The 22,477-nt window shown below is 70.1% G+C and carries 21 protein-coding genes; 10 read left to right on the top strand and 11 right to left on the bottom strand.

Annotated elements, in window-relative coordinates; all coding sequences use genetic code 11:
• Positions 1 to 10: 10 nt before the first annotated feature.
• Positions 11 to 721, bottom strand: coding sequence for a helix-turn-helix transcriptional regulator (locus tag ACH4K1_RS13470; RefSeq protein WP_398089169.1), 711 nt, complete (start codon positions 719 to 721; stop codon positions 11 to 13).
• A gap of 399 nt (positions 722 to 1,120) precedes the next feature.
• Here ACH4K1_RS13470 and ACH4K1_RS13475 point away from each other — a divergent pair, with 399 nt between their 5' ends.
• Both ACH4K1_RS13475 and ACH4K1_RS13480 read left to right on the top strand, forming a co-directional pair.
• Entirely contained in the window at positions 1,121 to 3,862 is a 2,742-nt protein-coding gene (locus tag ACH4K1_RS13475) for a transglycosylase domain-containing protein (RefSeq protein WP_398089170.1), read from the top strand.
• 174 nt (positions 3,863 to 4,036) lie between these two features.
• Entirely contained in the window at positions 4,037 to 5,536 is a 1,500-nt protein-coding gene (locus ACH4K1_RS13480) for a glycosyltransferase family 87 protein (protein ID WP_398089172.1), read from the top strand.
• 16 nt (positions 5,537 to 5,552) lie between these two features.
• Here the strand turns inward: ACH4K1_RS13480 and ACH4K1_RS13485 are convergent, their stop codons facing one another.
• From ACH4K1_RS13485 to ACH4K1_RS13495, 3 genes are all read right to left on the bottom strand, one after another.
• Positions 5,553 to 6,584 carry an alanine racemase gene (locus ACH4K1_RS13485; protein WP_397772011.1) on the bottom strand — a complete coding sequence of 344 codons (1,032 nt, stop codon included), beginning with the start codon at positions 6,582 to 6,584 and terminating at the stop codon, positions 5,553 to 5,555.
• 79 nt (positions 6,585 to 6,663) lie between these two features.
• Positions 6,664 to 7,782, bottom strand: a complete 1,119-nt coding sequence (locus ACH4K1_RS13490; protein ID WP_073768161.1) for a peptidoglycan bridge formation glycyltransferase FemA/FemB family protein — start codon at positions 7,780 to 7,782, stop codon at positions 6,664 to 6,666.
• Between the two features lie 186 nt (positions 7,783 to 7,968).
• Complete coding sequence (locus ACH4K1_RS13495; RefSeq protein WP_398089174.1) at positions 7,969 to 8,310, bottom strand: hypothetical protein; 342 nt, start codon at positions 8,308 to 8,310, stop codon at positions 7,969 to 7,971.
• Between the two features lie 329 nt (positions 8,311 to 8,639).
• On the opposite strand from ACH4K1_RS13495, the gene rpsF reads away from it, so the two are divergent.
• The 4 genes from rpsF to rplI all read left to right on the top strand — a co-directional run bounded on the left by rpsF (position 8,640) and on the right by rplI (position 10,351).
• On the top strand, positions 8,640 to 8,930 hold the full coding sequence (rpsF, locus tag ACH4K1_RS13500; protein WP_006126011.1) for a 30S ribosomal protein S6: 291 nt from the start codon (positions 8,640 to 8,642) through the stop codon (positions 8,928 to 8,930).
• A gap of 74 nt (positions 8,931 to 9,004) precedes the next feature.
• Positions 9,005 to 9,607, top strand: a complete 603-nt coding sequence (locus ACH4K1_RS13505) for a single-stranded DNA-binding protein (RefSeq protein ID WP_398089176.1) — start codon at positions 9,005 to 9,007, stop codon at positions 9,605 to 9,607.
• Positions 9,608 to 9,649: 42 nt separating this feature from the next.
• The gene (gene rpsR / locus ACH4K1_RS13510; protein ID WP_003967857.1) at positions 9,650 to 9,886 is read left to right on the top strand and encodes a 30S ribosomal protein S18; all 237 of its coding nucleotides are present in this window, start codon (positions 9,650 to 9,652) and stop codon (positions 9,884 to 9,886) included.
• Positions 9,887 to 9,904: 18 nt separating this feature from the next.
• The gene (rplI, locus tag ACH4K1_RS13515; RefSeq protein WP_073768155.1) at positions 9,905 to 10,351 is read left to right on the top strand and encodes a 50S ribosomal protein L9; all 447 of its coding nucleotides are present in this window, start codon (positions 9,905 to 9,907) and stop codon (positions 10,349 to 10,351) included.
• Positions 10,352 to 10,467: 116 nt separating this feature from the next.
• On the opposite strand, the gene ACH4K1_RS13520 is transcribed toward rplI, so the two are convergent.
• Complete coding sequence (locus ACH4K1_RS13520) at positions 10,468 to 11,805, bottom strand: MATE family efflux transporter (RefSeq protein ID WP_398089177.1); 1,338 nt, start codon at positions 11,803 to 11,805, stop codon at positions 10,468 to 10,470.
• 457 nt (positions 11,806 to 12,262) lie between these two features.
• On the opposite strand from ACH4K1_RS13520, the gene dnaB reads away from it, so the two are divergent.
• Positions 12,263 to 13,738, top strand: a complete 1,476-nt coding sequence (gene dnaB, locus ACH4K1_RS13525; protein WP_073768151.1) for a replicative DNA helicase — start codon at positions 12,263 to 12,265, stop codon at positions 13,736 to 13,738.
• 216 nt (positions 13,739 to 13,954) lie between these two features.
• Here dnaB and ACH4K1_RS13530 read toward each other — a convergent pair whose 3' ends face one another.
• The gene (locus ACH4K1_RS13530; protein ID WP_398089288.1) at positions 13,955 to 14,677 is read right to left on the bottom strand and encodes a dienelactone hydrolase family protein; all 723 of its coding nucleotides are present in this window, start codon (positions 14,675 to 14,677) and stop codon (positions 13,955 to 13,957) included.
• A 434-nt stretch (positions 14,678 to 15,111) separates the two neighbouring features.
• Between ACH4K1_RS13530 and ACH4K1_RS13535 the strand changes: the two genes are divergently transcribed.
• Positions 15,112 to 16,488 (top strand): serine hydrolase domain-containing protein, encoded by a 1,377-nt coding sequence (locus ACH4K1_RS13535; protein WP_398089179.1) that lies wholly within the window; start codon positions 15,112 to 15,114, stop codon positions 16,486 to 16,488.
• Between the two features lie 92 nt (positions 16,489 to 16,580).
• Here the strand turns inward: ACH4K1_RS13535 and ACH4K1_RS13540 are convergent, their stop codons facing one another.
• Together ACH4K1_RS13540 and ACH4K1_RS13545 are read right to left on the bottom strand one after the other, a co-directional pair.
• Positions 16,581 to 17,033 carry a GNAT family N-acetyltransferase gene (locus ACH4K1_RS13540; protein ID WP_398089181.1) on the bottom strand — a complete coding sequence of 151 codons (453 nt, stop codon included), beginning with the start codon at positions 17,031 to 17,033 and terminating at the stop codon, positions 16,581 to 16,583.
• 40 nt (positions 17,034 to 17,073) lie between these two features.
• A complete protein-coding gene (locus ACH4K1_RS13545) occupies positions 17,074 to 17,532 on the bottom strand; it encodes a MarR family winged helix-turn-helix transcriptional regulator (protein ID WP_398089182.1) in 459 nt (152 codons plus the stop codon).
• A 141-nt stretch (positions 17,533 to 17,673) separates the two neighbouring features.
• Here ACH4K1_RS13545 and ACH4K1_RS13550 point away from each other — a divergent pair, with 141 nt between their 5' ends.
• Complete coding sequence (locus ACH4K1_RS13550) at positions 17,674 to 18,885, top strand: MFS transporter (protein WP_398089183.1); 1,212 nt, start codon at positions 17,674 to 17,676, stop codon at positions 18,883 to 18,885.
• A gap of 75 nt (positions 18,886 to 18,960) precedes the next feature.
• Here the strand turns inward: ACH4K1_RS13550 and ACH4K1_RS13555 are convergent, their stop codons facing one another.
• The 3 genes from ACH4K1_RS13555 to ACH4K1_RS13565 all read right to left on the bottom strand — a co-directional run bounded on the left by ACH4K1_RS13555 (position 18,961) and on the right by ACH4K1_RS13565 (position 21,669).
• Positions 18,961 to 19,851, bottom strand: coding sequence for a GNAT family N-acetyltransferase (locus ACH4K1_RS13555; RefSeq protein WP_398089184.1), 891 nt, complete (start codon positions 19,849 to 19,851; stop codon positions 18,961 to 18,963).
• A gap of 169 nt (positions 19,852 to 20,020) precedes the next feature.
• Positions 20,021 to 20,500, bottom strand: a complete 480-nt coding sequence (locus ACH4K1_RS13560) for an NUDIX domain-containing protein (RefSeq protein WP_398089186.1) — start codon at positions 20,498 to 20,500, stop codon at positions 20,021 to 20,023.
• A gap of 44 nt (positions 20,501 to 20,544) precedes the next feature.
• Positions 20,545 to 21,669 carry a cystathionine gamma-lyase gene (locus tag ACH4K1_RS13565; RefSeq protein WP_398089188.1) on the bottom strand — a complete coding sequence of 375 codons (1,125 nt, stop codon included), beginning with the start codon at positions 21,667 to 21,669 and terminating at the stop codon, positions 20,545 to 20,547.
• Between the two features lie 327 nt (positions 21,670 to 21,996).
• Between ACH4K1_RS13565 and ACH4K1_RS13570 the strand changes: the two genes are divergently transcribed.
• Positions 21,997 to 22,314 (top strand): cupin domain-containing protein, encoded by a 318-nt coding sequence (locus tag ACH4K1_RS13570; RefSeq protein ID WP_398089189.1) that lies wholly within the window; start codon positions 21,997 to 21,999, stop codon positions 22,312 to 22,314.
• Positions 22,315 to 22,477: the final 163 nt, after the last annotated feature.

A 22,477-nucleotide genomic window follows, 5' to 3' on the forward strand; every position in this document is an offset into this window, starting at 1 on the left:
TGCGATGACTTCACTTGGCGGTGTCGTCGGACGGATCCGGCGGGGTGTTGTCCCGGTGCCGGGGCAGGCCGCCCGTCTCTCCAGGTGTGTCCTGCTGAGCGGAGCCCTCGGGCGAGGATCGTCGCCGATCCCGTCCCGACCGCTCGCTCTCGATGAGCTCGTTCAGCCAGCGAACTTCGCGCTCCACGGACTCCATGCCGTGTCGCTGCAGCTCAAGTGTGTAGTCGTCGAGTCGTTCACGGGTGCGGGCGAGTGAGGCGCGCATCTTCTCCAGGCGCTCCTCCAGCCGGCTGCGCCGGCCTTCGAGCACACGCATCCGCACGTCGCGCTCGGTCTGGCCGAAGAAGGCGAAGCGCGCGGCGAAGTGCTCGTCCTCCCAGGAGTCCGGGCCGGTGTGCGACAGCAGCTCCTCGAAGTGCTCCTTACCTTCTGCCGTCAACCGGTAGACGATCTTCGCCCGGCGGCCTGTCAGTGAGGAGGAAGAGGCGGTGGTCGCACGTCCGGCGGTCGACGCGGGGCCGGCCGGGTCGCCGGCCGGTTCCTCGATCAACCAGCCGTGGGACACCAGCGTCTTGAGGCAGGGGTAGAGGGTTCCGTAACTGAAAGCACGGAAGATCCCCAGCGAGGTGTTGAGGCGTTTGCGCAGCTCATAGCCGTGCATCGGCGACTCACGGAGCAGACCGAGAACGGCGAACTCCAGAATGCCGGAGCGTCTGCTCACCCGTGCCCCCTCCTCTCCCGCTGTTCCTGCCGGCACGGTCCACCGGGGCCGCCGGTGGACTTATGCCGTGCTGATGTATCGACTCGATACATCAGCACGATAGATCTGTCCGTCCTCTTCGACAAGGGTGACCTTCGTGAGCGGCGTCACATCGGCAATTCTCGGGGTTCGACTTGCGTTATTTGGGGTGAAGTTCGGCCCTAGGCGGGTTTTGACCGTGCGTAGTCTGTGCGGCATGCAGACCACCGGGAACCGCGAGACGCCTTCGCGCGTCAGTCAACGCGGACAGCCGGATGTACTGCGGACGAGCCTTCCGCAGCGGCTTGTCCGTCATTCGGGGGGACCGGATCTCAACTGCCGCTTCCAGGCGCTCTCGCCTGCCCGAGGAGTAGTCGTTCCATGAGCGAGCACCGTCGCAAAACGCCTCAGCCGCAAGGTGGCGGGCGTGCCGCGGCCAGACGAGCCGCCCAGCAGTCGACCGGACGCCGATCAGGCCCGTCACGCAGGGTTGCTTCGGTATCACCTTCCGAACCGTCATCCGGTTCGTACGGCGAGGAGCGCCCGTACGGCAGCCGCGCCGAGGCCCGCCGCGCGGCCCAGAAGGGCGGACGGCGCCGTGGCGCCGACGCGGGGGGGCACGGCGCGGGCGGGGGCCGGCGGCGCGGAGGCGGGCCGGGCGGACACGACGACGGCGACCCCGGCAAGAAGCGGTTCATCGACTACCCGCGCCACGGCAGGTACGGGTTCCGCCGCTGGGTGCCCTCGTGGAAGCTGGTGTCGGGGCTCTGCCTGGGGTTCCTCGCCCTGTTGATGGGCATCGGGGGCATTGCGTACGCCCTTGTGGTCCCGCCGGACATCAACAAGACCGCCAAGGCGCAGAACAACGTCTACTACTGGGCGGACGGCACCCAGATGGTGGCGACCGGCGGTGCGGTCAACCGCCAGGTGCTCAAGTACGAGCAGATCCCGGAGGAGATGCGCAATGCCGTGATCTCCGCCGAGAACAAGAGCTTCGCGTCGGACAGGGGCATCGACCCGAAGGGCATCGGCCGTGCGCTGTTCAACATGGCCACCGGCGGAGAGACCCAGGGCGGGTCGACCATCACCCAGCAGTACGTGAAGAACTCCAGGCTCTCCCAGGAGCAGACCCTCACCCGCAAGTTCAAGGAACTCTTCATCACGCTCAAGGTGGGCGGCGAGATGAAGAAGGAAGAGGTGATGGCCGGCTACCTCAACGTCTCCTACTACGGGCGCGGGGCTTCCGGGCTGCAGGCGGCGGCGCGCACCTACTACAACAAGGACGCCGGCGACCTGGACGCGAGCGAGTGCGCCTTCCTGGCCACCCTGCTCAAGGGCGCCAGCTACTACGACCCCGCCGGCGCCCCTGACATCGACAAGGAGAACGCGACCCCCGAGAAGAACCGGAAGCGGGCGGAGGAGCGGTGGAAGTGGATCCTTGACGAGCAGGTCAAGGACGGGCGGATGACGGCGGCCGAGCGCGCCAAGTACAAGGAGTTCCCGGAGCCGCTGCCGCTGAGGAAGGACGCCAAACTGGGCGGCCAGACCGGCTACCTGGTGGATCTCGCCAAGAAGTACTTCCTCGCCAACAACGACCAGGGCATCGACGCCAAGCAGCTCGAACTCGGCGGTTTCGAGATCCACACCACCTTCCGGCAGAAGCAGGTGAAGCAGCTGGAAGCCGCGGTGAAGAAGGTCTACAAGGCCAAGATCCGGCCCGAGGAGCGCCCCAAGACAGACACGCACGTCGAGTTCGGCGGTGCGTCCGTGGACGCGAAGACCGGCGCCATCATCGCCACGTACGGCGGCCAGGACGCCACCACGCACTTCACCAACAACGCCGACGCCACGGGCGCCCAGGTCGGTTCGACGTGGAAGCCCTTCGTTCTGGCGGCGGCGATGCAGTACGGCGTGCGCGACCCCTCCGGGCCTCCGGAGCAGAACGAATCCCAGCGCACCCAGGTCTCGCCGAAGAGCATCTACAACGGCGACGACGGCGTGCGGATCAAGGACTACACGGGCAAGATCTGGCTGGACGAGAACGACAACGAGTGGCGCCAGACCAACGACGGCAACCACGACTACGGTGAGATCGACCTCCGGAAGGCCATGGAGCAGTCCGCGAACTCCCCGTTCGTGCAGCTCGGCATGGACGTCGGCACCGACAAGGTCAAGGACGTCGCCGTCGCCGCCGGTCTGAAGGACGACACCTTCATGGCGGACGCGACCGTGCCTTCGTTCTCCATCGGCACCTCCTCGCCCAGCGCCATCCGCATGGCGGGCGCCTACTCCACCTTCGCCACCAGCGGTCAGCAGAACGACACGTACTCGGTGACCGAGGTGAAGCGGGGCGGCGAGGTCGTCTTCCAGCACAAGAAGAAGCCCAAGCGGGCCTTCAGCCCGGCCATCGCCGACAACGTCACCGACGTGCTGAAGAACGTCGTGGAGAACGGGACGGGCAAGCCCGCCCGGCTCGAGGGCCGCGAGGCCGCCGGCAAGACCGGTACGACGGACGGCAACCGGTCCGCCTGGTTCGTCGGGTACACCCCGCAGATCTCGACCGCCATCAGCATGTTCCGACTCGACGACGACGAGACGAACACCAAGCGCGAGTTCGAGAAGATGTTCGGCACGGGTGGCGAGAAGAAGATTCACGGAAACTCGTTCCCCGCCTCCATCTGGCACGACTACATGACCCAGGCGATGAAGGGCAAGAAGGTTCTCTCCTTCCCGGAGCCGCAGGACCTGGGCGAGGTCGTGTGGGGCGGCGGGGCGGTCAGCCCCAGTCCGACGCCCAGCCCCACGCCTTCGCAGACGCCCTCCGAGAAGCCGTCGCCGACTCCGACGCCGACCCAGACCACTCCGGCCCCCCCGTCGCCGACGCCGACCAGGAGCTGCAGCATCTTCGATCCGAACTGCCAGGACGCCAACGGCGGCCAGAACGGCGGAGCGGACGACGGCGGCGGTCAGAACGGCGGAGCGGCCGACGGCGGCGGCGACAGCGATGGAGCGGACGGCGGAGGCGACAGCTCCGGAACGAGCGAGGGGGGCGACCCCGGCGGCCCCCAAGGAGGCAGCGGCAACCCCGACGGGGGCAGCACGATCTGGGGCACCGGCCGCTAGCCGGACCACCCCCGGAGCCCGTCGGCCGATCACGCACAGCGGCGAGGGCCGCCGTACCCACCCGGGTACGGCGGCCCTCGCCGCGTTCCGACGGCGCGCGGGCCCGGGGGCTCTCCCGCTGTGCCCGGAGCGGTGCTCGCCCCGGGCACAGCCGCGTACGGCAGGATGTGCGGCATGCCAAGCCCCAGCGCGGAAGAGACGAGCGTGGACCAGGACCGGACCGTCGTGCGGCCCACCGACCAGGACGAGGTCGCGGCGGCCGGCAGCGAGCTGTTCGGCGGCCGGGTGGGACGCTGGGCGCGACTGGGCGACGGTCCGCTCCCCCCCGTGCGCGTCGTCGCGCTGGTCATGATCGGGATGTTCGCCCTCGGCATGGTGCAGAAGATCCCCTGCTACGAATGGGCCTGGTTCCGCGGCGCCACCTCGCAGTACACGCACGCCTGCTACTCCGACATCCCCCACCTCTTCCTGGGCCGCGGGTTCGCCGACGGGCTCGTGCCGTACTTCGATCGGCTGAGCGGCGACATGCAGTACCTGGAGTACCCCGTGCTGACCGGGGTGTTCATGCAGGTGGCGGCCTGGCTGACGCTGACGCCCGACAACGACCCGATCCAGCAGCGCGAGCAGATGTACTGGATGGTCAACGCGGGCATGCTGATGATCTGCGCGGTCGTCGTCGCGGTGTGCACCGTCCGTACGCAACGCCGCCGCCCCTGGGACGGCCTTCTGGTCGCGCTGGCCCCCGCGTTCGCCCTCACCGCGACCATCAACTGGGACCTGCTGGCCGTCGCGCTGACGGCTGCGGCGATGCTCGTGTGGTCCCGGGGCCGGGCGCTCGCGTTCGGCGTCCTCATCGGCCTGGCCACGGCCGCCAAGCTCTACCCCGTCCTGCTGCTGGGCCCGCTCCTGGTGCTCTGCTGGCGGGCGGCCAGGTGGCGCGCGTTCGGGACGGCGCTGCTGGGCGCGGGGGCGGCCTGGCTCGTGGTGAACCTGCCGGTGATGGTCTTCGCCCCCGAGGGATGGCGGAAGTTCTACACCTTCAGCCAGGAGCGGCCCATCGATTTCGGGTCGTTCTGGCTGGTCATCACGCAGCGCACCGGCAAGCCCATCGACGTGGAGACGGTCAACACGGCGTCGGTCGTCCTGATGGTCGTGTTCTGCGCGGGCATCGCCGGGCTGGCGCTCTCAGCGGCGCGCAGGCCGCGCTTCGCCCAGCTGGCGTTCCTGGTGGTCGCCGCGTTCATCCTGACGAACAAGGTCTACTCACCGCAGTACGTGCTCTGGCTGATCCCGCTGGCCGTCCTGGCCCGGCCGCGCTGGCGCGACTTCCTCATCTGGCAGGCCTGCGAGGTCATGTACTTCCTGGGGATCTGGTTCTACCTCGCCTACACCAGCGACGGCGACAAGCACCAAGGGCTGCCGCAGGAGGGCTACCAGGCCGCGATCGCCCTGCACCTGCTGGGCACGCTGTACCTGTGCGCGCTGGTCGTCCGGGACATCCTCCGGCCGGAGGGGGACCCGGTGCGCGCCGACGGGGCGGACGACCCGGCGGGCGGTGTCCTCGACGGGGCTCCGGACGCGTTCGTGCTGGCGTCCGAAGCCCCTGCCCCCGGGCCCCCGGCGGTCACCGGCCCTCAGGTGGAGCGGGGCGCGGCGCCCACCCGGGACGGCTGACCCCGGGGCGGACGGCTCAGCGGTCGACGAGCCGGTCGTACTGGGTGGTCGTGTGACGCAGGTGGGCGACGAGCTCGTCGCCGACCCGAGGCTCCTGGGCGTCCGAGGGCACGAACAGGATCGACACCTGCATGTGCGGGGGCTCGGCGAACCAGCGCTGCTTGCCCGCCCAGACGAACGGCGACAGGTTGCGGTTGACGGTGGCCAGGCCCGCGCGGGCGACGCCCTTGGCCCGCGGCATCACGCCGTGCAGAGCCTTGGGCGCCTCCAGGCCGACGCCGTGGGACGTGCCGCCGGCCACGACGACCAGCCAGCCGTCGGACGCGGCCTTCTGCTGGCGGTAGCCGAACCGGTCGCCCTTGACGACCGGGGTGACGTCCAGGACCGCGCCCCGGTACTCGGTGGCCTCGTGGTCGCCGAGCCAGAGCCGGGTGCCGATACGGGCGCGGAAGCGGGTCTGGGGGAACTGCTGCTGGAGCCGGGCCAGCTCCTCGGCGCGCAGGTGGCTGACGAACATGGTGTGCAGCGGCAGCCGGGCCGCTCGCAGCCGGTCCATCCAGCCTATGACCTCCTCGACGGCGTCGGAGCCGTCGGTGCGGTCCAGGGGGAGGTGCAGGGCGAAGCCTTCGAGGCGGACGTCCTCGATCGCCGCGTGCAGCTGCCCGAGCTCCTCCTCCTTGACGCCGTGCCGCTTCATCGAGCTCATGCACTCGATGACGACCCGGGCGCCCACCAGGGCGTGCACCCCGTCGACGGAGGAGACGGACCGGACGACCCGGTCCGGGAGGGGTACGGGCTCCTCACCGCGGCGGAACGGCGTGAGGACCAGCAGGTCGCCGCTGAACCAGTCCTTGATCCGGGCCGCCTCGTAGGTCGTCCCGACCGCGAGGGTGTCGGCCCCGAAGCGGATCGTCTCGTCCGCGAGACGCTCGTGGCCGAACCCGTAGCCGTTGCCCTTGCAGACGGGTACGAGACCGGGGAACTGGTCGATCACGGACTTCTGGTGCGCCCGCCAGCGCGCGGTGTCGACGTAGAGGGAGAGCGCCATGGCCGGCCCGGAACCTTTCTGGTGGCTGCGGTGGATCGAGGAACGAACGAGGGGGTGCCCGGAAGAGCGGTGAAGCCGATCAGCGGCGCGACATGTAGATGTCGAGCGCCTTGTGGAGGAGTTTGTTGAGCGGGAAGTCCCACTCGCCGACGTACTCGACGGCCTCGCCGCCGGTGCCGACCTTGAACTGGATCAGACCGAAGAGGTGGTCGGTCTCGTCCAGCGAGTCGCTGATGCCGCGCAGGTCGTAGACGGTGGCGCCCATCGCGTAGCTGTCGCGCAGCATGCGCCACTGCATCGCGTTGGACGGCCGGACCTCGCGGCCGATGTTGTCGGAGGCGCCGTAGGAGTACCAGACGTGTCCGCCGACGACGAGCATCGTGGCCGCGGAGAGGTTCACGCCGTTGTGCCGGGCGAAGTAGAGCCGCATCCGGTTGGGGTCCTCGGAGTTGAGGACGGTCCACATGCGCTGGAAGTAGGAGAGGGGGCGCGGCCGGAAGCGGTCGCGCACCGCGGTGATCTCGTACAGCCGCTGCCACTCGGCCAGGTCCTCGTAGCCGCCCTGGACGACCTCGACGCCGGCCTTGTCGGCCTTCTTGATGTTGCGGCGCCACAGCTGGTTGAAGCCCTTGAGCACGTCCTCCAGGGAGCGGTTGGCCAGCGGCACCTGGAAGACGTAACGGGGCTGTACGTCCCCGAATCCGGCGCCGCCGTCCTCGCCCTGCTGCCAGCCCATCTTCCGCAACCGGTCGGCGACCTCGAAGGCGCGCGGCTCGATGTGGGTGGCCTCGACGTCGCGCAGCCGCTTCACGTCGGGGTCCTGGATGCCGGACTTGATGGCCGCCGCGTCCCAGCGGCGGATGACCACCGGGGGGCCCATCTTCACGGAGAAGGCACCCTGCTGCTTCAGGTGGGCGAGCATCGGCTGGAGCCAGTCGTCCAGATTGGGCGCGTACCAGTTGATGACCGGGCCCTCGGGAAGGTAGGCCAGGTAGCGCTTGATCTTGGGGAGCTGGCGGTACAGGACGAGGCCCGCGCCGACCATCTGGCCGTCCCGGTCGAACCAGCCGAGGTTCTCCGATCGCCATTCGGTCTTCACGTCAGCCCACGCCGGAACCTGGCAGTGACTGGCCGAGGGCAGGCTCTGGATGTATGCCAGATGCTGCTCTCGGCTGATGGTCCTCAGGGTCAGGCTCATGCGGGGCGCTCCTCGGCAGGTGTGTCCCCATCGGTCAGGGGCTCCGGCTCTCGCGCCGAAGCCTACTGTGACCGAGGCCCGCCCGGCCTGGCCCCGGGGGGCCGGAAAGCGCGACGGACCGGTGCGGGCATGCCTGGACGCCCGCACCGGCCCACGATCCGGCCGCGGCTCCGGCCGGTGCTCCGGTCAGGTGATCACGCCGCCGAAGAGGCCCCCGTGGGCCATGCCGAGGTAGAAGCCGACCGCGGAGGCGCCGATGCCCATGATCAGAGCGAACCTCTCCCAGGTGGTCTTCGAGATGTACTGGCCGTAGAGGCCGGTCAGAATCCCGACGAGCCCCGCCCAGGAGCTGATCAGGTGCAGGTGGTGGAACATCGCCGTGACGAACGCGAGGATGCCGAGCACCCCGGTCACCACCATCAGGACGTCCTGGACGGGGTGCGGCCTACCGTCCGTGGCGAAGAGCGAACCGGTGGCCGGGCGACCGGTCGCGGACCGGGATCCTGCGGGGCGGATGGTCTGTGCCATGGAGTACCTCCTGGCCGGACGGGTGGGCGGGGGAATCCGGCGCTCCCGCCTCGGCGGGTGTAGCGCCTCTCACACCGCATCTGTCTCGATTGTGCCCTCTGAGCTCCTGATTTCAACCGGAGGCCGGTCTACGGGTAGTCTGTACGGTCTGCACCGGTGTCTGCCCAGGCCAGCACGGCGGCCCTCTCCCCGAACCCCCGACCCGGGATCGTTCGGGAGTGGATTGTCAGTGCCGGGTGTTCTCCTCGGGGACGCCGTTGCATCACGCATCACGACCCTCCTGCCACGGAACGACCGTGGCCGCTGAGTCCAAAGGAGGTGGGTTCCACATGCGTCACTACGAGGTGATGGTCATCCTCGACCCCGATCTCGAGGAGCGAGCAGTCTCCCCGCTGATCGAGAACTTCCTCTCCGTCGTCCGTGAGGGCAACGGAAAGGTGGAGAAGGTCGACACCTGGGGCCGTCGTCGGCTCGCCTACGAGATCAAGAAGAAGCCCGAGGGCATCTACTCGGTCATCGACCTGCAGGCCGAGCCTGCGGTCGTCAAGGAGCTCGACCGCCAGATGAACCTGAACGAGTCGGTCCTCCGGACCAAGGTCCTCCGCCCCGAAGTCCACTGAGTCTCTGACTCAGCGGTTCTCGGGTCCGAGTAGCAGCAAGCAGCCAGAAGCAATCCCCGCCGAGAGGTTCACCCATGGCAGGCGAGACCGTCATCACGGTCGTCGGCAATCTCGTCGACGACCCCGAGCTGCGCTTCACCCCGTCCGGTGCGGCGGTCGCGAAGTTCCGTGTCGCGTCCACTCCCCGCATCTTCGACCGGCAGACCAACGAGTGGAAGGACGGCGAAGGCCTGTTCCTCACCTGCTCGGTCTGGCGTCAGGCGGCGGAGAACGTCGCGGAATCGCTTCAGCGAGGCATGCGCGTCGTCGTGCAGGGCCGGTTGAAGCAGCGGTCGTACGAAGACCGTGAGGGCGTCAAGCGCACGGTCTACGAGCTGGACGTCGAGGAAGTCGGCCCCAGCCTCAAGAACGCCACGGCCAAGGTCACCAAGACCACCGGTCGCGGTGGCCAGGGCGGCCAGGGTGGATACGGCGGCGGCCAGCAGGGTGGCGGCAACTGGGGCGGCGGTCCCGGTGGCGGCGGCCAGCAGGGCGGCGGCGGTGCACCCGCCGACGACCCGTGGGCGACCGGCGGACAGGCCGGGGGACAGCAGGGCGGCGGGGGCGGCTGGGGCGGAAGCTCCGGCGGTTCCGGCTCCTCCTCCGGCGGCGGCTACTCGGACGAGCCTCCCTTCTAGGGCTGCTCGTACCCCACTTCTTGATCACACAGGAGAAACACCATGGCGAAGCCGCCTGTGCGCAAGCCTAAGAAGAAGGTCTGCGCGTTCTGCAAGGACAAGACCCAGTACGTGGACTACAAGGACACGAACATGCTGCGGAAGTTCATTTCCGACCGCGGCAAGATCCGTGCCCGCCGCGTCACCGGCAACTGCACGCAGCACCAGCGTGACGTCGCCACGGCAGTCAAGAACAGCCGTGAGATGGCGCTGCTGCCCTACACGTCCACCGCGCGATAAGGGAAGGGTGACAACAGCATGAAGATCATCCTCACCCACGAGGTCTCCGGCCTCGGTGCCGCCGGCGACGTCGTTGACGTCAAGGACGGGTACGCCCGCAACTACCTGGTTCCGCGTGGCTTCGCCATCCGCTGGACCAAGGGCGGCGAGAAGGACGTGGCGCAGATCCGCCGCGCCCGCAAGATCCACGAGATCGCGACGATCGAGCAGGCCAACGAGATCAAGGCCAAGCTCGAGGGCGTGAAGGTCCGTCTGGCCGTTCGCTCCGGCGACGCCGGCCGTCTCTTCGGCTCCGTGACCCCGGCCGACATCGCCTCGGCGATCAAGGCTGCCGGTGGTCCCGACGTCGACAAGCGCCGCGTCGAGCTCGGTTCGCCGATCAAGACGCTCGGCGGGCACCAGGTGTCCGTCCGCCTCCACCCCGAGGTCGCTGCGACCCTCGGTGTCGAGGTTGTCGCTGCCTAAGGGCAGAGCTCGTCAGAGCTGAGGAAGGGCCGCACCCTCTGGGTGCGGCCCTTCCTGGTGTTTCACGTGAAACGGGCGGTCTGTTTCACGTGAAACAGACCGCCCGGCCCACTCCCTCAGCGTGTGGCTCCGGTGACGACCCACCGGCCCGACCGGGCGCGTACCCAGAGCGTGATGAGGCGGACGGCCATCATCAGCGTCATCGCCCACCAGAGAGCGGTGAGCCCACCGCCGAGGACGGGCACCAGGAGGGCGACAGGCGCGAAGACGGCGAGCGTCACCAGCATCGCCCAGGCGAGGTAGCGACCGTCGCCGGCGCCCATCAGTACGCCGTCCAGGACGAAGACCACGCCGGCGATCGGCTGCGAGACGGCCACCACCAGAAGGGCGGGGAGCAGGGCGTCCTTCACCGAGGGGTCGCTCGTGAAGAGCGGAATGAACAGAGGGCGGGTGAGCACGATCAGGACGCCGAGCACGATGCCGCAGCCGATGCCCCACTCGACCATGCGACGGCATGCCTCACGTGCGCCCTTCTCGTCGTCCGCCCCCAGGTAGCGGCCGATGATCGCCTGTCCGGCGATGGCGATGGCGTCGAGAGCGAAGGCGGTCAGGCTCCAGAGGGAAAGGATGATCTGGTGCGCGGCGATGTCGACGTCCCCGAGCCGGGCGGCGACGGCGGTGGCGATCATCAGGACGGCGCGCAGCGAGAGGGTCCTGATCAGCAGGGGCACCCCCGCCCGTGCGCTGGCCCTGATGCCGGCCGCGTCGGGACGCAGGGAGGCGCCGTGCTTCCGTGCCCCGCGGACCACCACGATGAGATAGGCGGCGGCCATGGCCGCCTGGGCGATCACCGTGCCCCAGGCGGATCCGGCGATGCCGAGCCCGGCGCCGTAGACGAGGGTCACATTGAGGATGGCGTTCGCCGTGAAACCGCCGATGGCCACGTACAGCGGGGTGCGAGTGTCCTGAAGGCCGCGCAGGACTCCGGTGGCGGCGAGGACGACGAGCATGGCCGGGATGCCGAGGACGGAGATCCTCAGGTAGGTGACGGCGTAGGGGGCCGCGGTGTCCGACGCGCCGAAGACGTCGACGAGCCAGGGGGCGGTCGGCATCGCGGCGGCGACGACGGCTGCTCCGAGCAGGAGGGCGAGCCAGATGCCGTCCATTCCCTGGCGGATGGCGGCGGGGAGATCGCCCGCCCCGACGCGGCGGGCGACGGCAGCGGTCGTCGCGTACGCCAGGAAGACGAAGATGCTCACCGCGGTCATCAGGAGCGCCGCGGCGATGCCGAGGCCGGCCAGCTGCGGGGTGCCGAGGTGGCCGACGACGGCGCTGTCGACCATCACGAACAGAGGCTCGGCGACGAGGGCGCCGAACGCCGGGACGGCGAGGGCGATGATCTCGCGGTCGTGGCGTCCACGGCCGTTCTTCGGGGTCGGGGGAGCCTGGTTCATGGGGTCAATCTAATCTTCCACAGGTAAGAGATGCAATCCGTCTCTGGTCCTTACTTTTGTCCTCGGTGGGAACTCCTCGTCGCGCCGTTCGAGGTGATCTTGAAAGGAAGGCGAAAGTTTTTCTCCCCCACAGTCGGTGGACGGAGAATCCCCAGGTCAGAGCGGTCGGGCCTCTTCCGCTATGAGTTTGTCCACAGTGCTGTCCCCCGGTCCGTGCACAGGTTCAGCGGGGTTGTCCACAACATCTGGTGCGTCGTCCACACGCCCTGTGGATAACCAGATTGGCCGAGAGTGCGGAGGGGCCTACCGTGGTGCGGCGCCCGCACTCCGTTCCGGCACCGGAATCCTCCGAACCAGACGTCCCGGAAGTGGAGTCGGGCGACCTGTTTGTCGGTGCCGTGACGTAAGAAAGAGTCGCACGGCTAGGTCCGCGACGCGGACGGGAGGAGGCGGCCCGGTGAGCATTCCCGAGCCTTTGGACGACCCCTGGACCGACACCGGTCCCGGGGACCGTCTGCCTGTCTCCCGACAGCGTCGCGGCGATCGCAAGGGGCGGGAGGACCGGCACGACCGCGGCTCGGACGAGGCGTGGGAAGGCGGCGCTCCCGGCTTCGAACGGGTACCGCCCCAGGACCTCGACGCCGAGCAGTCGGTCCTCGGCGGCATGCTGCTCTCCAAGGACGCCATCGCCGAAGTCGTCGAGGTCATCAAGGGGCACGACTTCTACCGCCCCGCCCACGAGACCGTCTTCTCGGCGATCCTGGACCTGTACGCCAAGGGCGAGCCGGCCGACCCGATCACGGTCGCCGCCGAGCTGGTGAAGCGCGGGGAGATCACCAAGGTCGGCGGAGCCCCCTATCTGCACACCCTGGTGCAGTCCGTCCCGACCGCGGCCAACGCCTCGTACTACGCGGAGATCGTCCACGAGCGGGCGGTGCTCCGGCGGCTGGTCGAGGCGGGCACGAAGATCACGCAGATGGGGTATGCGGCGGACGGGGACGTCGACGAGATCGTCAACTCCGCGCAGGCCGAGATCTACGCGGTCACCGAGCAGCGCACCAGCGAGGACTACCTCCCCCTCGGCGACATCATGGAGGGCGCGCTCGACGAGATCGAGGCCATCGGCTCGCGCAGCGGCGAGATGACCGGCGTGCCGACGGGTTTCACGGACCTCGACGCCCTGACGAACGGTATGCACCCGGGCCAGATGATCGTCATCGCGGCCCGTCCCGCCATGGGAAAGTCGACGCTGGCACTGGACTTCGCGCGCGCCGCCTCGATCAAGAACAACCTGCCCAGTGTCATCTTCTCGCTCGAGATGGGGCGCAACGAGATCGCGATGCGTCTGCTGTCGGCCGAAGCGCGGGTGGCTCTGCACCACATGCGGTCCGGCACGATGACGGACGAGGACTGGACGCGCCTCGCGCGCCGGATGCCCGAGGTCTCCGCCGCCCCGCTCTACATCGACGACTCCCCCAACCTGTCGATGATGGAGATCCGCGCGAAGTGCCGCCGGCTCAAACAGCGCAACGACATCAAGCTCGTGATCATCGACTATCTGCAGCTGATGCAGGCCGGCGGCTCGAAGCGGTCCGAGAGCCGACAGCAGGAGGTCTCGGACATGTCCCGAAACCTGAAGCTGCTGGCCAAGGAGCTGGAGGTGCCGGTGATCGCGCTCTCGCAGCTGAACCGTGGGCCCGAACAGCGCACCGACAAGAAGCCGATGGTCTCCGACCTGCGCGAGTCCGGCTCCATCGAGCAGGACGCCGACATGGTCATCCTGCTCCACCGCGAGGACGCGTACGAGAAGGAGTCCCCGCGAGCGGGGGAGGCCGACATCATCGTCGGCAAGCACCGTAACGGCCCGACGGCCACCATCACCGTGGCCTTCCAGGGCCACTACTCCCGTTTCGTGGACATGGCCCAGACCTGACGGGCTGCTGGAGGGGCCGACCTGGTTCAGCGTTCGAGCCCGTATCCCGGCGGTACAGCGGCAAGGCCGGGCAGCTCGGCAGCCCGTCCCCCCGGGGGCCGCTGCCCTCCCCCACCCGCCCCGTCGGCGATAGCGTGCGCTCATGGCATGGCGGAGGCCCAGGGCACCGGAGGGGCTTCTCCTGGAAGTCGCTGACGGGCGCGCGCCGCCCGCCTCTCAGCCGTTGGCGAGGGAACGGGCGAGGAGAGGGAGCAGACGGTCCCAGTGGCGCTGTAGAGCGGCCGGATCGAAGGCGTCGGTGTCGGACATGGTGAAGCCGTGAACCGTGCCGGGGTAGATCTCGGAGGTGTACGCGATCCCCACCGCGTCCAGGGAGCGGTTCAGCGCGTCGAGATCCTGGGGGCCGAGGTCCGTCTCGGCGTGGCCGAAGTGGGCCTCGGCGGTGAGGGGGCGCAGGCTCTCGGGGCCGTCGGCGGCGACGGGGGCGTGGAACGCGGCGAGGGCGGCGACCTGCTCGGGACGGGCTGCGGCGGTGCGCGTCGCCAGGAGGCCGCCGACGCAGTACCCGGTCACCGCGACCGGCCCGGCGCAGACCTCGGGCTGGGCGCCGAGGAAGTCGAGGTAGGCCTCGGCGTCCCCTTGGAAGCGTTCGCGGGTGAGGCCCTTGATCAGGGGCATCACCTGCTCGACGAGCGCGGCCCGGTCCGCCTCCCCGATGTGTTCGGGCAGATCGACGACCGGCGTCGGCCCCTCCCGGTGGAAGAAGTTGGGGACGAGCACGTAGTACCCGTGGCCGGCCAGTTCGCGGGCCATCTCCCGGATCGTGGGCCGGATGCCGAAGGCGTCCGCGTACATGAGCACCCCCGGGTGCCGTCCGCCGTCCTCGGGGCGGGCGACGAAGGCGTCGGCGGGGCCGTCCGTGGTGGGGATCTGGACCATCGTGGTGGGAATGGCGGTTCTTCCTTTCGGGGAGTCGTCGCGGTCCGGAGCCTGCCGGAACGAGGAGACGGGTGGATTCCGCGAGCCGGTTGTGCCCAGCCCCTTCGAACGGGAGCCCGACGAGCGAGCGCCGACGGCCGCGTCGTCGTCGCGGCCACCTTCCGGGCGGTCCTGATCCCGCGTCACGACGCTTCCATACTGGCGGCTGTGCCCCCGTCCACACCACCTGGCCCGGTGTGCCGGGCGAGATCCATCGTCGAGCCGCGCCCCTCTTCCGCGGCTTCGCCACCGCAGTGTGGGCGTGCCGAGTCCCGTGCCCCGGTCGGCGGAGAAGATCCGGACGCCCGCCCCGGGCCCCTCACGGCCGAGAAAAGCGGGTGGGAGGCCGGAGAAAAGAGTTCGTCAAGGAGCGGTCCGTCCGATAAGGGTGAGGCATGACCTCTACCGGAGAAGACCTGCTTCCCCCTACCCGGCGCGCGCTGCTGCACCGCATCGCCGTCGCCCAGCGTGAGGGGCGTGCGCCGTCCCTCGTGGCCGCGGTGCGTCGAGAGGGGCGTACGGCCTGGAGCGGGGCGCGTACGTGCGTCGAGGGGGAGGCTCCCGATGCCGATACGCAGTACCGAATCGGTTCGCTCACCAAGACCTTCACGGCTGTTCTGGTCCTGCGGCTGAGGGACGAGGGCCTGCTCGACCTGGGCGACCCCCTGGAGAAACACCTCCCCGGCACGGGCGTGGGCGACGTGACCGTTTTCCAACTGCTGGGCCACAGCGCGGGGCTGGGGGCCGAGGCGCCGTCCCCCTGGTGGGAGCGCACGCCGGGGAGCCTGCGGCCCGGGCTCGCGGACGTGCTGGGCGACCGGCCGCGGATGCACCCCGCAGGGCACCGTCACCACTACTCCAACCCGGGTTACACCCTGCTCGGCTCGCTGGTCGAAGCGGTACGCGGCGTCTCCTGGGAGGAGGCGCTGCGCCGCGAGATCCTGGAACCGCTGGGCATGAACCGTACGACCAGTGCCCCCGTCGCCCCGCACGCGGAGGGCTGGGCCGTCCACCCCTGGGCCGACGTCCTGCTGAGCGAACCCGCCGAGGACCTCGGGATCATGGCGCCCGCCGGGCAGCTCTGGTCCACCGCGGAAGACCTGTTGCGGTTCGCCGCCTTCCTGACCGAGGGGGACGACCGGGTCCTCCCGGCCGCTTCCGTGCGGGAGATGCGGACGCCTGCCGCACCGGTCGAGACGGGCGGCAGCGGTTATGGGCTCGGGCTCCAGATCGTCGGGGGCGAGGGGCGGGTGCTCTTCGGGCACACGGGGTCGCTTCCCGGCTTCGTCGCCGGCCTCTGGGTGTGCGAGGAGGAGGACGTGGCGGTGGTCGTCCTCGCGAACGCCACCTCCGGCCTGCCCGCCGCGACGGTGGCGGCCGAACTCCTGAACATCGTCGTCGAGTCCGAGCCGCGGATTCCGGAACCGTGGCGGCCGCTGCCGGAGGTGGACGACGAACTGCTCGCGCTGACCGGCGTCTGGCACTGGGGAACCCACACGTTCACCCTGACGCTCACCGAGGGCCGGGGGCTGCGGCTCACCCCGCTGGGCGGCAAGGGACGCGGCGCGGCCTTCACGCCCAACCCGGACGGCACCTGGACGGGTCGGAACGACTACTACGCGGGGGAGATCCTGAGGGTCGTACGCAAGGACGACGGTTCGGTGGACCACCTCGACCTCGGCTCGTTCGTCTTCACGCGAGAGCCGTACGAGGCGGGGGCAGCCGTGCCCGGTGGGGTGGACGCGGAGGGCTGGCGCGGGCTCGGCGGCTGAATTCCGGCCGAGGGGCCCAGGGATCGAGCACCTCGGAGCGGCGAGGCGGGAAGGGGTGGGTGTTTCACGTGAAACGCCCGCCCTGCGTTCGTTCAGAGCGCCAGCTTGAAGCCCACATGGCTGGCCGTGAAGCCGAGCCGCTCGTAGAAACGGTGCGCGTCCTCCCGGGTGGCATCCGAGGTCAGCTGCACCAACTGGCAGTTCTGGCGGCGTGATTCGTCCACCGCCCACTGGATGAGCCGGGTGCCGAGACCGCTGCCGCGCTCGTCGCTGTGGACGCGGACCCCTTCGATGATCGAGCGGGTCGCCCCACGGCGGGACAGCCCCGGGACGATCGTCAGCTGCAGGGTGCCGACGACTCGGCCCTCGCGGACGGCGACGACCACGTGCTGGTTGGGGTCGTCCACCAGCCGCTGGAACGCCACCCGGTAGGGGGCGAGATCGCCCGGGGACTCCCGCTGGGACCCCAGCGGATCGTCGGCGAGCATCGCGACCACCGGAGCCAGGTCGTCCGAGGCGACAGGCCGTATTTCGAGATCACTCATGATCGGCATCCTAGGTCGTCCCCGGGGCGCCACGGGGCGATCAGGCCGGGATCTTCAGCTCTTCGACCGCCCGGACCAGGGGGGCGAGCTCCGGGTTCTCCGCCGCCTCGTCCAGGGCCGCCCGCAGCGCGCGGTCGTTCGTCGGCCGGGCCTCCCGCAGCAGCGTGAGTCCGGCCTCGGTGACATCGGTGTAGATCCCCCGGCGGTCGGTGGCGCACAGGTAGCGGGTGAGCAGCCCGCGGTCCTCGAGGCGGGTGACGAGCCGGGTGGTGGCGCTCTGGCTGAGGACGACGGCGTCGGCGACCTGCTTCATCTGGAGGTGGCCGCCGACGCCGTTGTGCTGTCGGCTCAACACGTCGAGCAGGGAGTACTCCCGGGCGCTGAGCCCGTGGCCCGCCTGGAGGGCGCGCTCGATACGCGCCTCGATCTTCCCGTGGAGCAGGGAGAGGGCGCACCAGCGCTGGGCGAGGGCGGTCAGGGCGGGGTCGGTCGCGGTCATGTCTGTCTCCTCCGGCCGGGAGCGGCGATGACTCCAGGGTAGGGGACGTCTGCAATAGCCCGCGCTTGCCAATATAGAGCGTCTGCAATTATTGTGGACGCTTGTTAAATGCAGGTGCAATCTTCAGGAAAGGTGGAACCCATGCCGCTCGCGCTGCTCGCCCTCGCCATCGGGGCCTTCGGGATCGGGACGACCGAGTTCGTGATCATGGGGCTGCTCCCCGAGGTCGCCGATGACTTCCAGGTCTCGATCCCGACCGCGGGCTTCCTGGTCACCGGCTACGCGCTCGGGGTCGTGCTCGGCGCCCCGCTGATGACGCTGCTGGGCACCCGCGTCACCCGCAAGCGCATGCTGATGCTCCTCATGGGGCTCTTCATCGTGGGCAATGTGGTGTCCGCGCTCGCCCCCGTGTTCGGCGTGATGCTCGCCGGGCGGGTGGTCGCCTCCCTCGCGCACGGCGCCTTCTTCGGCATCGGCTCGGTGGTCGCGGCCGGTCTGGTGGCACCGCAGAAGAAGGCCGGGGCCATCGCCCTGATGTTCACCGGGCTCACCGTCGCCAACGTCGTCGGTGTCCCACTCGGCACCTTCATCGGCCAGACCGCGGGCTGGCGGACCACGTTCCTCCTCGTCGCCGGTCTCGGGGTCATGGGCCTGCTCGGGGTCGCGAAACTCGTCCCGGAACAGCCCAAGCCGGAAGGCGTGCGCCTCAGGCACGAACTGGCCGCGTTCCGCAACGTCCAGGTCCTGCTGGCGATGGCGATGACCGTCCTGGGCTTCGGCGGAGTCTTCGCCGCGATCACCTACATCACCCCGATGATGACCGGGGCCGCCGGCTACTCGCCCTCGTCCGTCACCTGGCTGCTCGTCCTCTTCGGCCTCGGCATGGTGGGCGGCAACCTGATCGGCGGCCGGTTGGCCGACCGGCACCTCATGCCCATGCTGTACGTCTCGCTCGGCGCGCTCGCCGTGGTCCTCGCCCTGTTCACCGTGACCGCCCACGACAAGATCGCCGCGGCCGTCACCATCGTCCTGATCGGCGCCCTGGGCTTCGCGACCGTGCCCCCGTTGCAGAAGCGGGTCCTCGACCAGGCGGCCGGTGCGCCGACGCTGGCCTCCGCGGTCAACATCGGGGCCTTCAACCTCGGCAACGCCCTCGCCGCCTGGCTCGGCGGCCTGGTGATCGCGGCCGGTCTCGGCTACACCGCCCCCAACTGGGTCGGCGCCGCGCTGGCGGCCTCGGCCCTGGCCCTGGCCGTGCTCTCCGGCCTGCTGGAGCGCCGGGAGACGCGCGGGAGCCGGATCGTCGCCGGGAGCAGCGCCGAGCCCGCCCCGGTGGCGGCGGCCCGGCGCTGAGACCGACGCCCCGGGAGAGCCGTCCCGCACCGCCCGACAGCCGCGCCGCCCTTCCGGCGGTGCGGCTGTTCCGCGTCAGCCCGTCGCGAGGGTGAGCGGGGCGAACCTGCGTACGGCGTCGCCGGGGAAGTCAGAGATGCCGTAGGTCATCACCGTCGTCCGGGAGACGGACTCCAGTCCACGCTCCGCCAACCGGCCGAGCAGTTCCTTGTGCCGGTCCTCGACATCGATCCGCAGAGGACGGTCCGTCGTGGCGGCCAGGTCTGTGATCAGCGCCTGCGCCACGGCCGGGTCCCGCGCGATCAGCGGGCCCACCACCGCGGTGCTCCCGCTCGGCCAGAGCGCCGCGTAGCCGACCAGCTCGCCGTGGTCCTCGGCCACCTGGAGCCGGTCGGAGAAGGCAGGCAGCCGGGCCAGGAGATGCGTCCGGTCGGCGCCGAACGCGGTGAGATCGAGCCGGATCATCGCCTGCAGATCGTCCGCCGCGGCCGGGCGCGTGGTCACCGACGAACCGGAGGAAACGGCCGAGGGGGAGTCGTCAGGGCCTCCCGTCAACCGGCCGCCGACACGTTCCGCCCCGCCCACGGCGGAGAAGCCGAGGTCTTCATAGAGCGGCCGCCCCTGCTCAGTGGCGTACAGGGCGAGCGGGGTGCCCTCCTCCGCCTCCATCACATGCCGCATCAGCCGTCGCGCGACCCCCTGGCGGGCGTAACGTCCGGCGACGAGGAGCATCCCGACGGCGGTGAGGCCGGGGCCGTACGCCATGGTCAGACAGGTCGCCGCCAGGCCCCTGCCGTCCGGCGCGTCGATCCCGTACCCCGTACCGGCCGAGAGCAGCAGCCCCCACCGGTGTTCGTCGCGGGGCCAGCCGCGGTCCTCGCAGAGGTCGGCACAGGTGACCAGGTCTCCCCGGTTCAGGCGCCGGATCGGCAGGTCGACGAGGGGGCGGGGTGATGGCCTGTGCATGGGGCCAGGCTGACGGACGGGATGATCGCCCGTCCACCGATTTCGCGGAACTGGCCGAGATCCGTGACCACCCGCGCCGGGGGCCTGGCCGGGCCCGGCCGGCGCCGGGCAGCGGTTTCACGTGAAACACGGGGGCAAGGGAGGTCGGGCGGCTCCCCGGCCCGGGGGGTCACCCCAGGTCGGGAGCGTGCATCGCTCGTACACCTTCGATGTTGCCGTCCAGATAGTGGCGCAGGGAGAGCGGGACGAGGTGCACGGCCGCGATGCCGACCCGGCTGAACGGCACCCGGACGATCTCGTACTCCCCGCAGGGCTCGTCGATCTCCGGGCCGTGGCGCCGCGAGACGTCCATCGACGCCAGACGGCAGACGAAGAAGTGCTGGACCTTCACCCCGGTCACGCCGCCGTCCGCGATGTGCTCCACGGTGTCGACGAAGCAGGGGACCACGTCGACGATCTTCGCGCCGAGCTCCTCGTCGACCTCGCGGTGCAGCGCGTCGACGACGGTGGCGTCCTCGGGCTCCACACCGCCGCCGGGCGTGAGCCAGTACGGATCGACCCCCGGCTTCGTGCGCTTGATCAGGACGAGGTCGTCGCCGTCGAGCAGAACGGCGCGTGCGGTGCGCTTGACCACTGGGCGTTCGGTCATGGCAAGAGAGTGGCCCGGGGGAGGTCCTCTGAAACTCTCCCGGCCTACCGGACCGCGGCGTCCAGCGCCTGTTCGACGTCGGCGAGCAGGTCCTCGGCGTCCTCCGCGCCGACCGAGAAGCGGATGAACCCCTCCGCCACGGCGTCGCCGCCCCAGCGGCCCCGGCGTTCCGCGGTGGACCGGAGCCCGCCGAAGCTCGTCGCGTCGTCGACCAGACGCAGTGCGGACAGGAACCGCTCCGCGGTCCCCCGGTCGGCCAGCTCGAAGGAGACCACGGAGCCGAAGCGTCGCATCTGGCGTGCTGCTACCGGGTGCGACGGATCCGTGGGCAGCCCCGGATACCGCAGTCCGGTGACCTCCGCCCGCCCCCCCAACGCCTCGGCGAGGGCGAGGGCGGTGGTGCACTGCCGGTCGATACGCAGCTGGAGGGTGGCCAGCGAGCGGTGCGCGAGCCACGCCTCCATCGGCCCGGGGATCGCCCCGACGACCTTGCGCCAGCGCCGTACGTCTGCCGTCAACCGGGGGTCGCGACAGGTCACGTGGCCGAGCAGGAGATCGCCGTGTCCGGTCATGCCCTTGGTGTCGCTGGCGACCGAGAAGTCGGCGCCCAGCTCCAGCGGGCGCTGCCCGATCGGGGTGGCCAGGGTGTTGTCCACCGCTACCAGAGCGCCCGCCGTGTGCGCGGCCTCCACCAGGCGCCGGATGTCGCAGACGTCCAGCCCGGGGTTGGACGGGCTCTCGATCCACAGCAGTTTCGCGCCCTCCAGCAAGGCCGACTGGGCGTCCCCGCCGGTCGGCGCGGTACGGACCTCGACCCCGTACGCCGTCAGTTGGTCCCGTACGAGCGGAAGCGCCTGGTAGCCGTCGTCGGGCAGGACGACGGCGTCGCCCGAGCGGACCTGCGAGAGCAGCACCGCGGTGATCGCCGCCATCCCCGAGGCGAACACCGTGGTGCCCACCTCTTCACCGGGAGCCTCCAACTCCCCGATGGCCTGCTCCAGGAGGGTCCAGGTCGGATTGGTCTCCCTGCCGTAGGTGTAGGGCCCCACCGGATCGCCGGAGAGGTGGAAGTGGGCCGCGAAGACCGGGCCGGGCAGGGTGGGTTCGAACTGCTCCGGTACCGGAAGCCCGGCCCTTACCGCACGGGTGCCGTCGCCCAGGGTGCTCATTCCTGCTCCTTCGCTGCCCCGCCGGTGGGGGACCGGCGCTTTCCCCGCACTCTTCCAGAGGCCCGGGAGAAGGCTCCCACCAGTTCCCGCTGTCCGTCCTCCTCGGGCAGGGCGACCGGGGCCGGTGTGAGGGCCTTGCGGCCTGTGCAGGCGCTCGTCGGCACGGTGTCGCCGATCAACCGGGCGACCGCGGCCGGTACCCCCCGCGTCGGCGGCCGTCTTGACTAAGAAATTCTTCCTGTGTCTGATCGTGGCAGGCATGATCGGTGGTGGTCACCGGCGACGCAGGTACAGCCGACGGTGTGAGCGCAGAGGGCGGGACGGACCATGAAGGCATTCAGACTGGACGAGCTGGAGGCGGAGCGGGCCGCCAACGACGGTGCGTATCTGCAGTTCCTGCGGGAGCGCACCATGTCGGTCGGCCTCTACGCCCTGGACGCGGGAGAGCTCGACCCGCAGCAGCCGCACCAGCAGGACGAGGTCTACTTCGTCGTCAGCGGGCGGGCGTCGATCACGGTGGGGACGGAGACCACCCAGGTCGGCAGGGGAAGTGTCGTCTACGTGCCCGCGGGCGTGGCGCACAAGTTCCACCACATCACCGAGGACCTGCGGGTGATGGTCGTCTTCTCGCCGCCCGAGGGCTGACCGCCGGTCCGGGGCCCGCGCGCCGGGGATCGGGGGCGGGCCGGCCCCGGGGTTCCCTAGGGGCTCGATCAGGGGTCTTCAAGGGCTGCCCGGCCCCCGCGGGCCGCCTCCGCGCCTTTAGCATCGAGGCAAGGACCCAGAGAGACGAGGTAGAGGCGATGGC

This window comes from Streptomyces sp. NPDC017448, assembly GCF_044330565.1.
Lineage (GTDB): Bacteria > Actinomycetota > Actinomycetes > Streptomycetales > Streptomycetaceae > Streptomyces.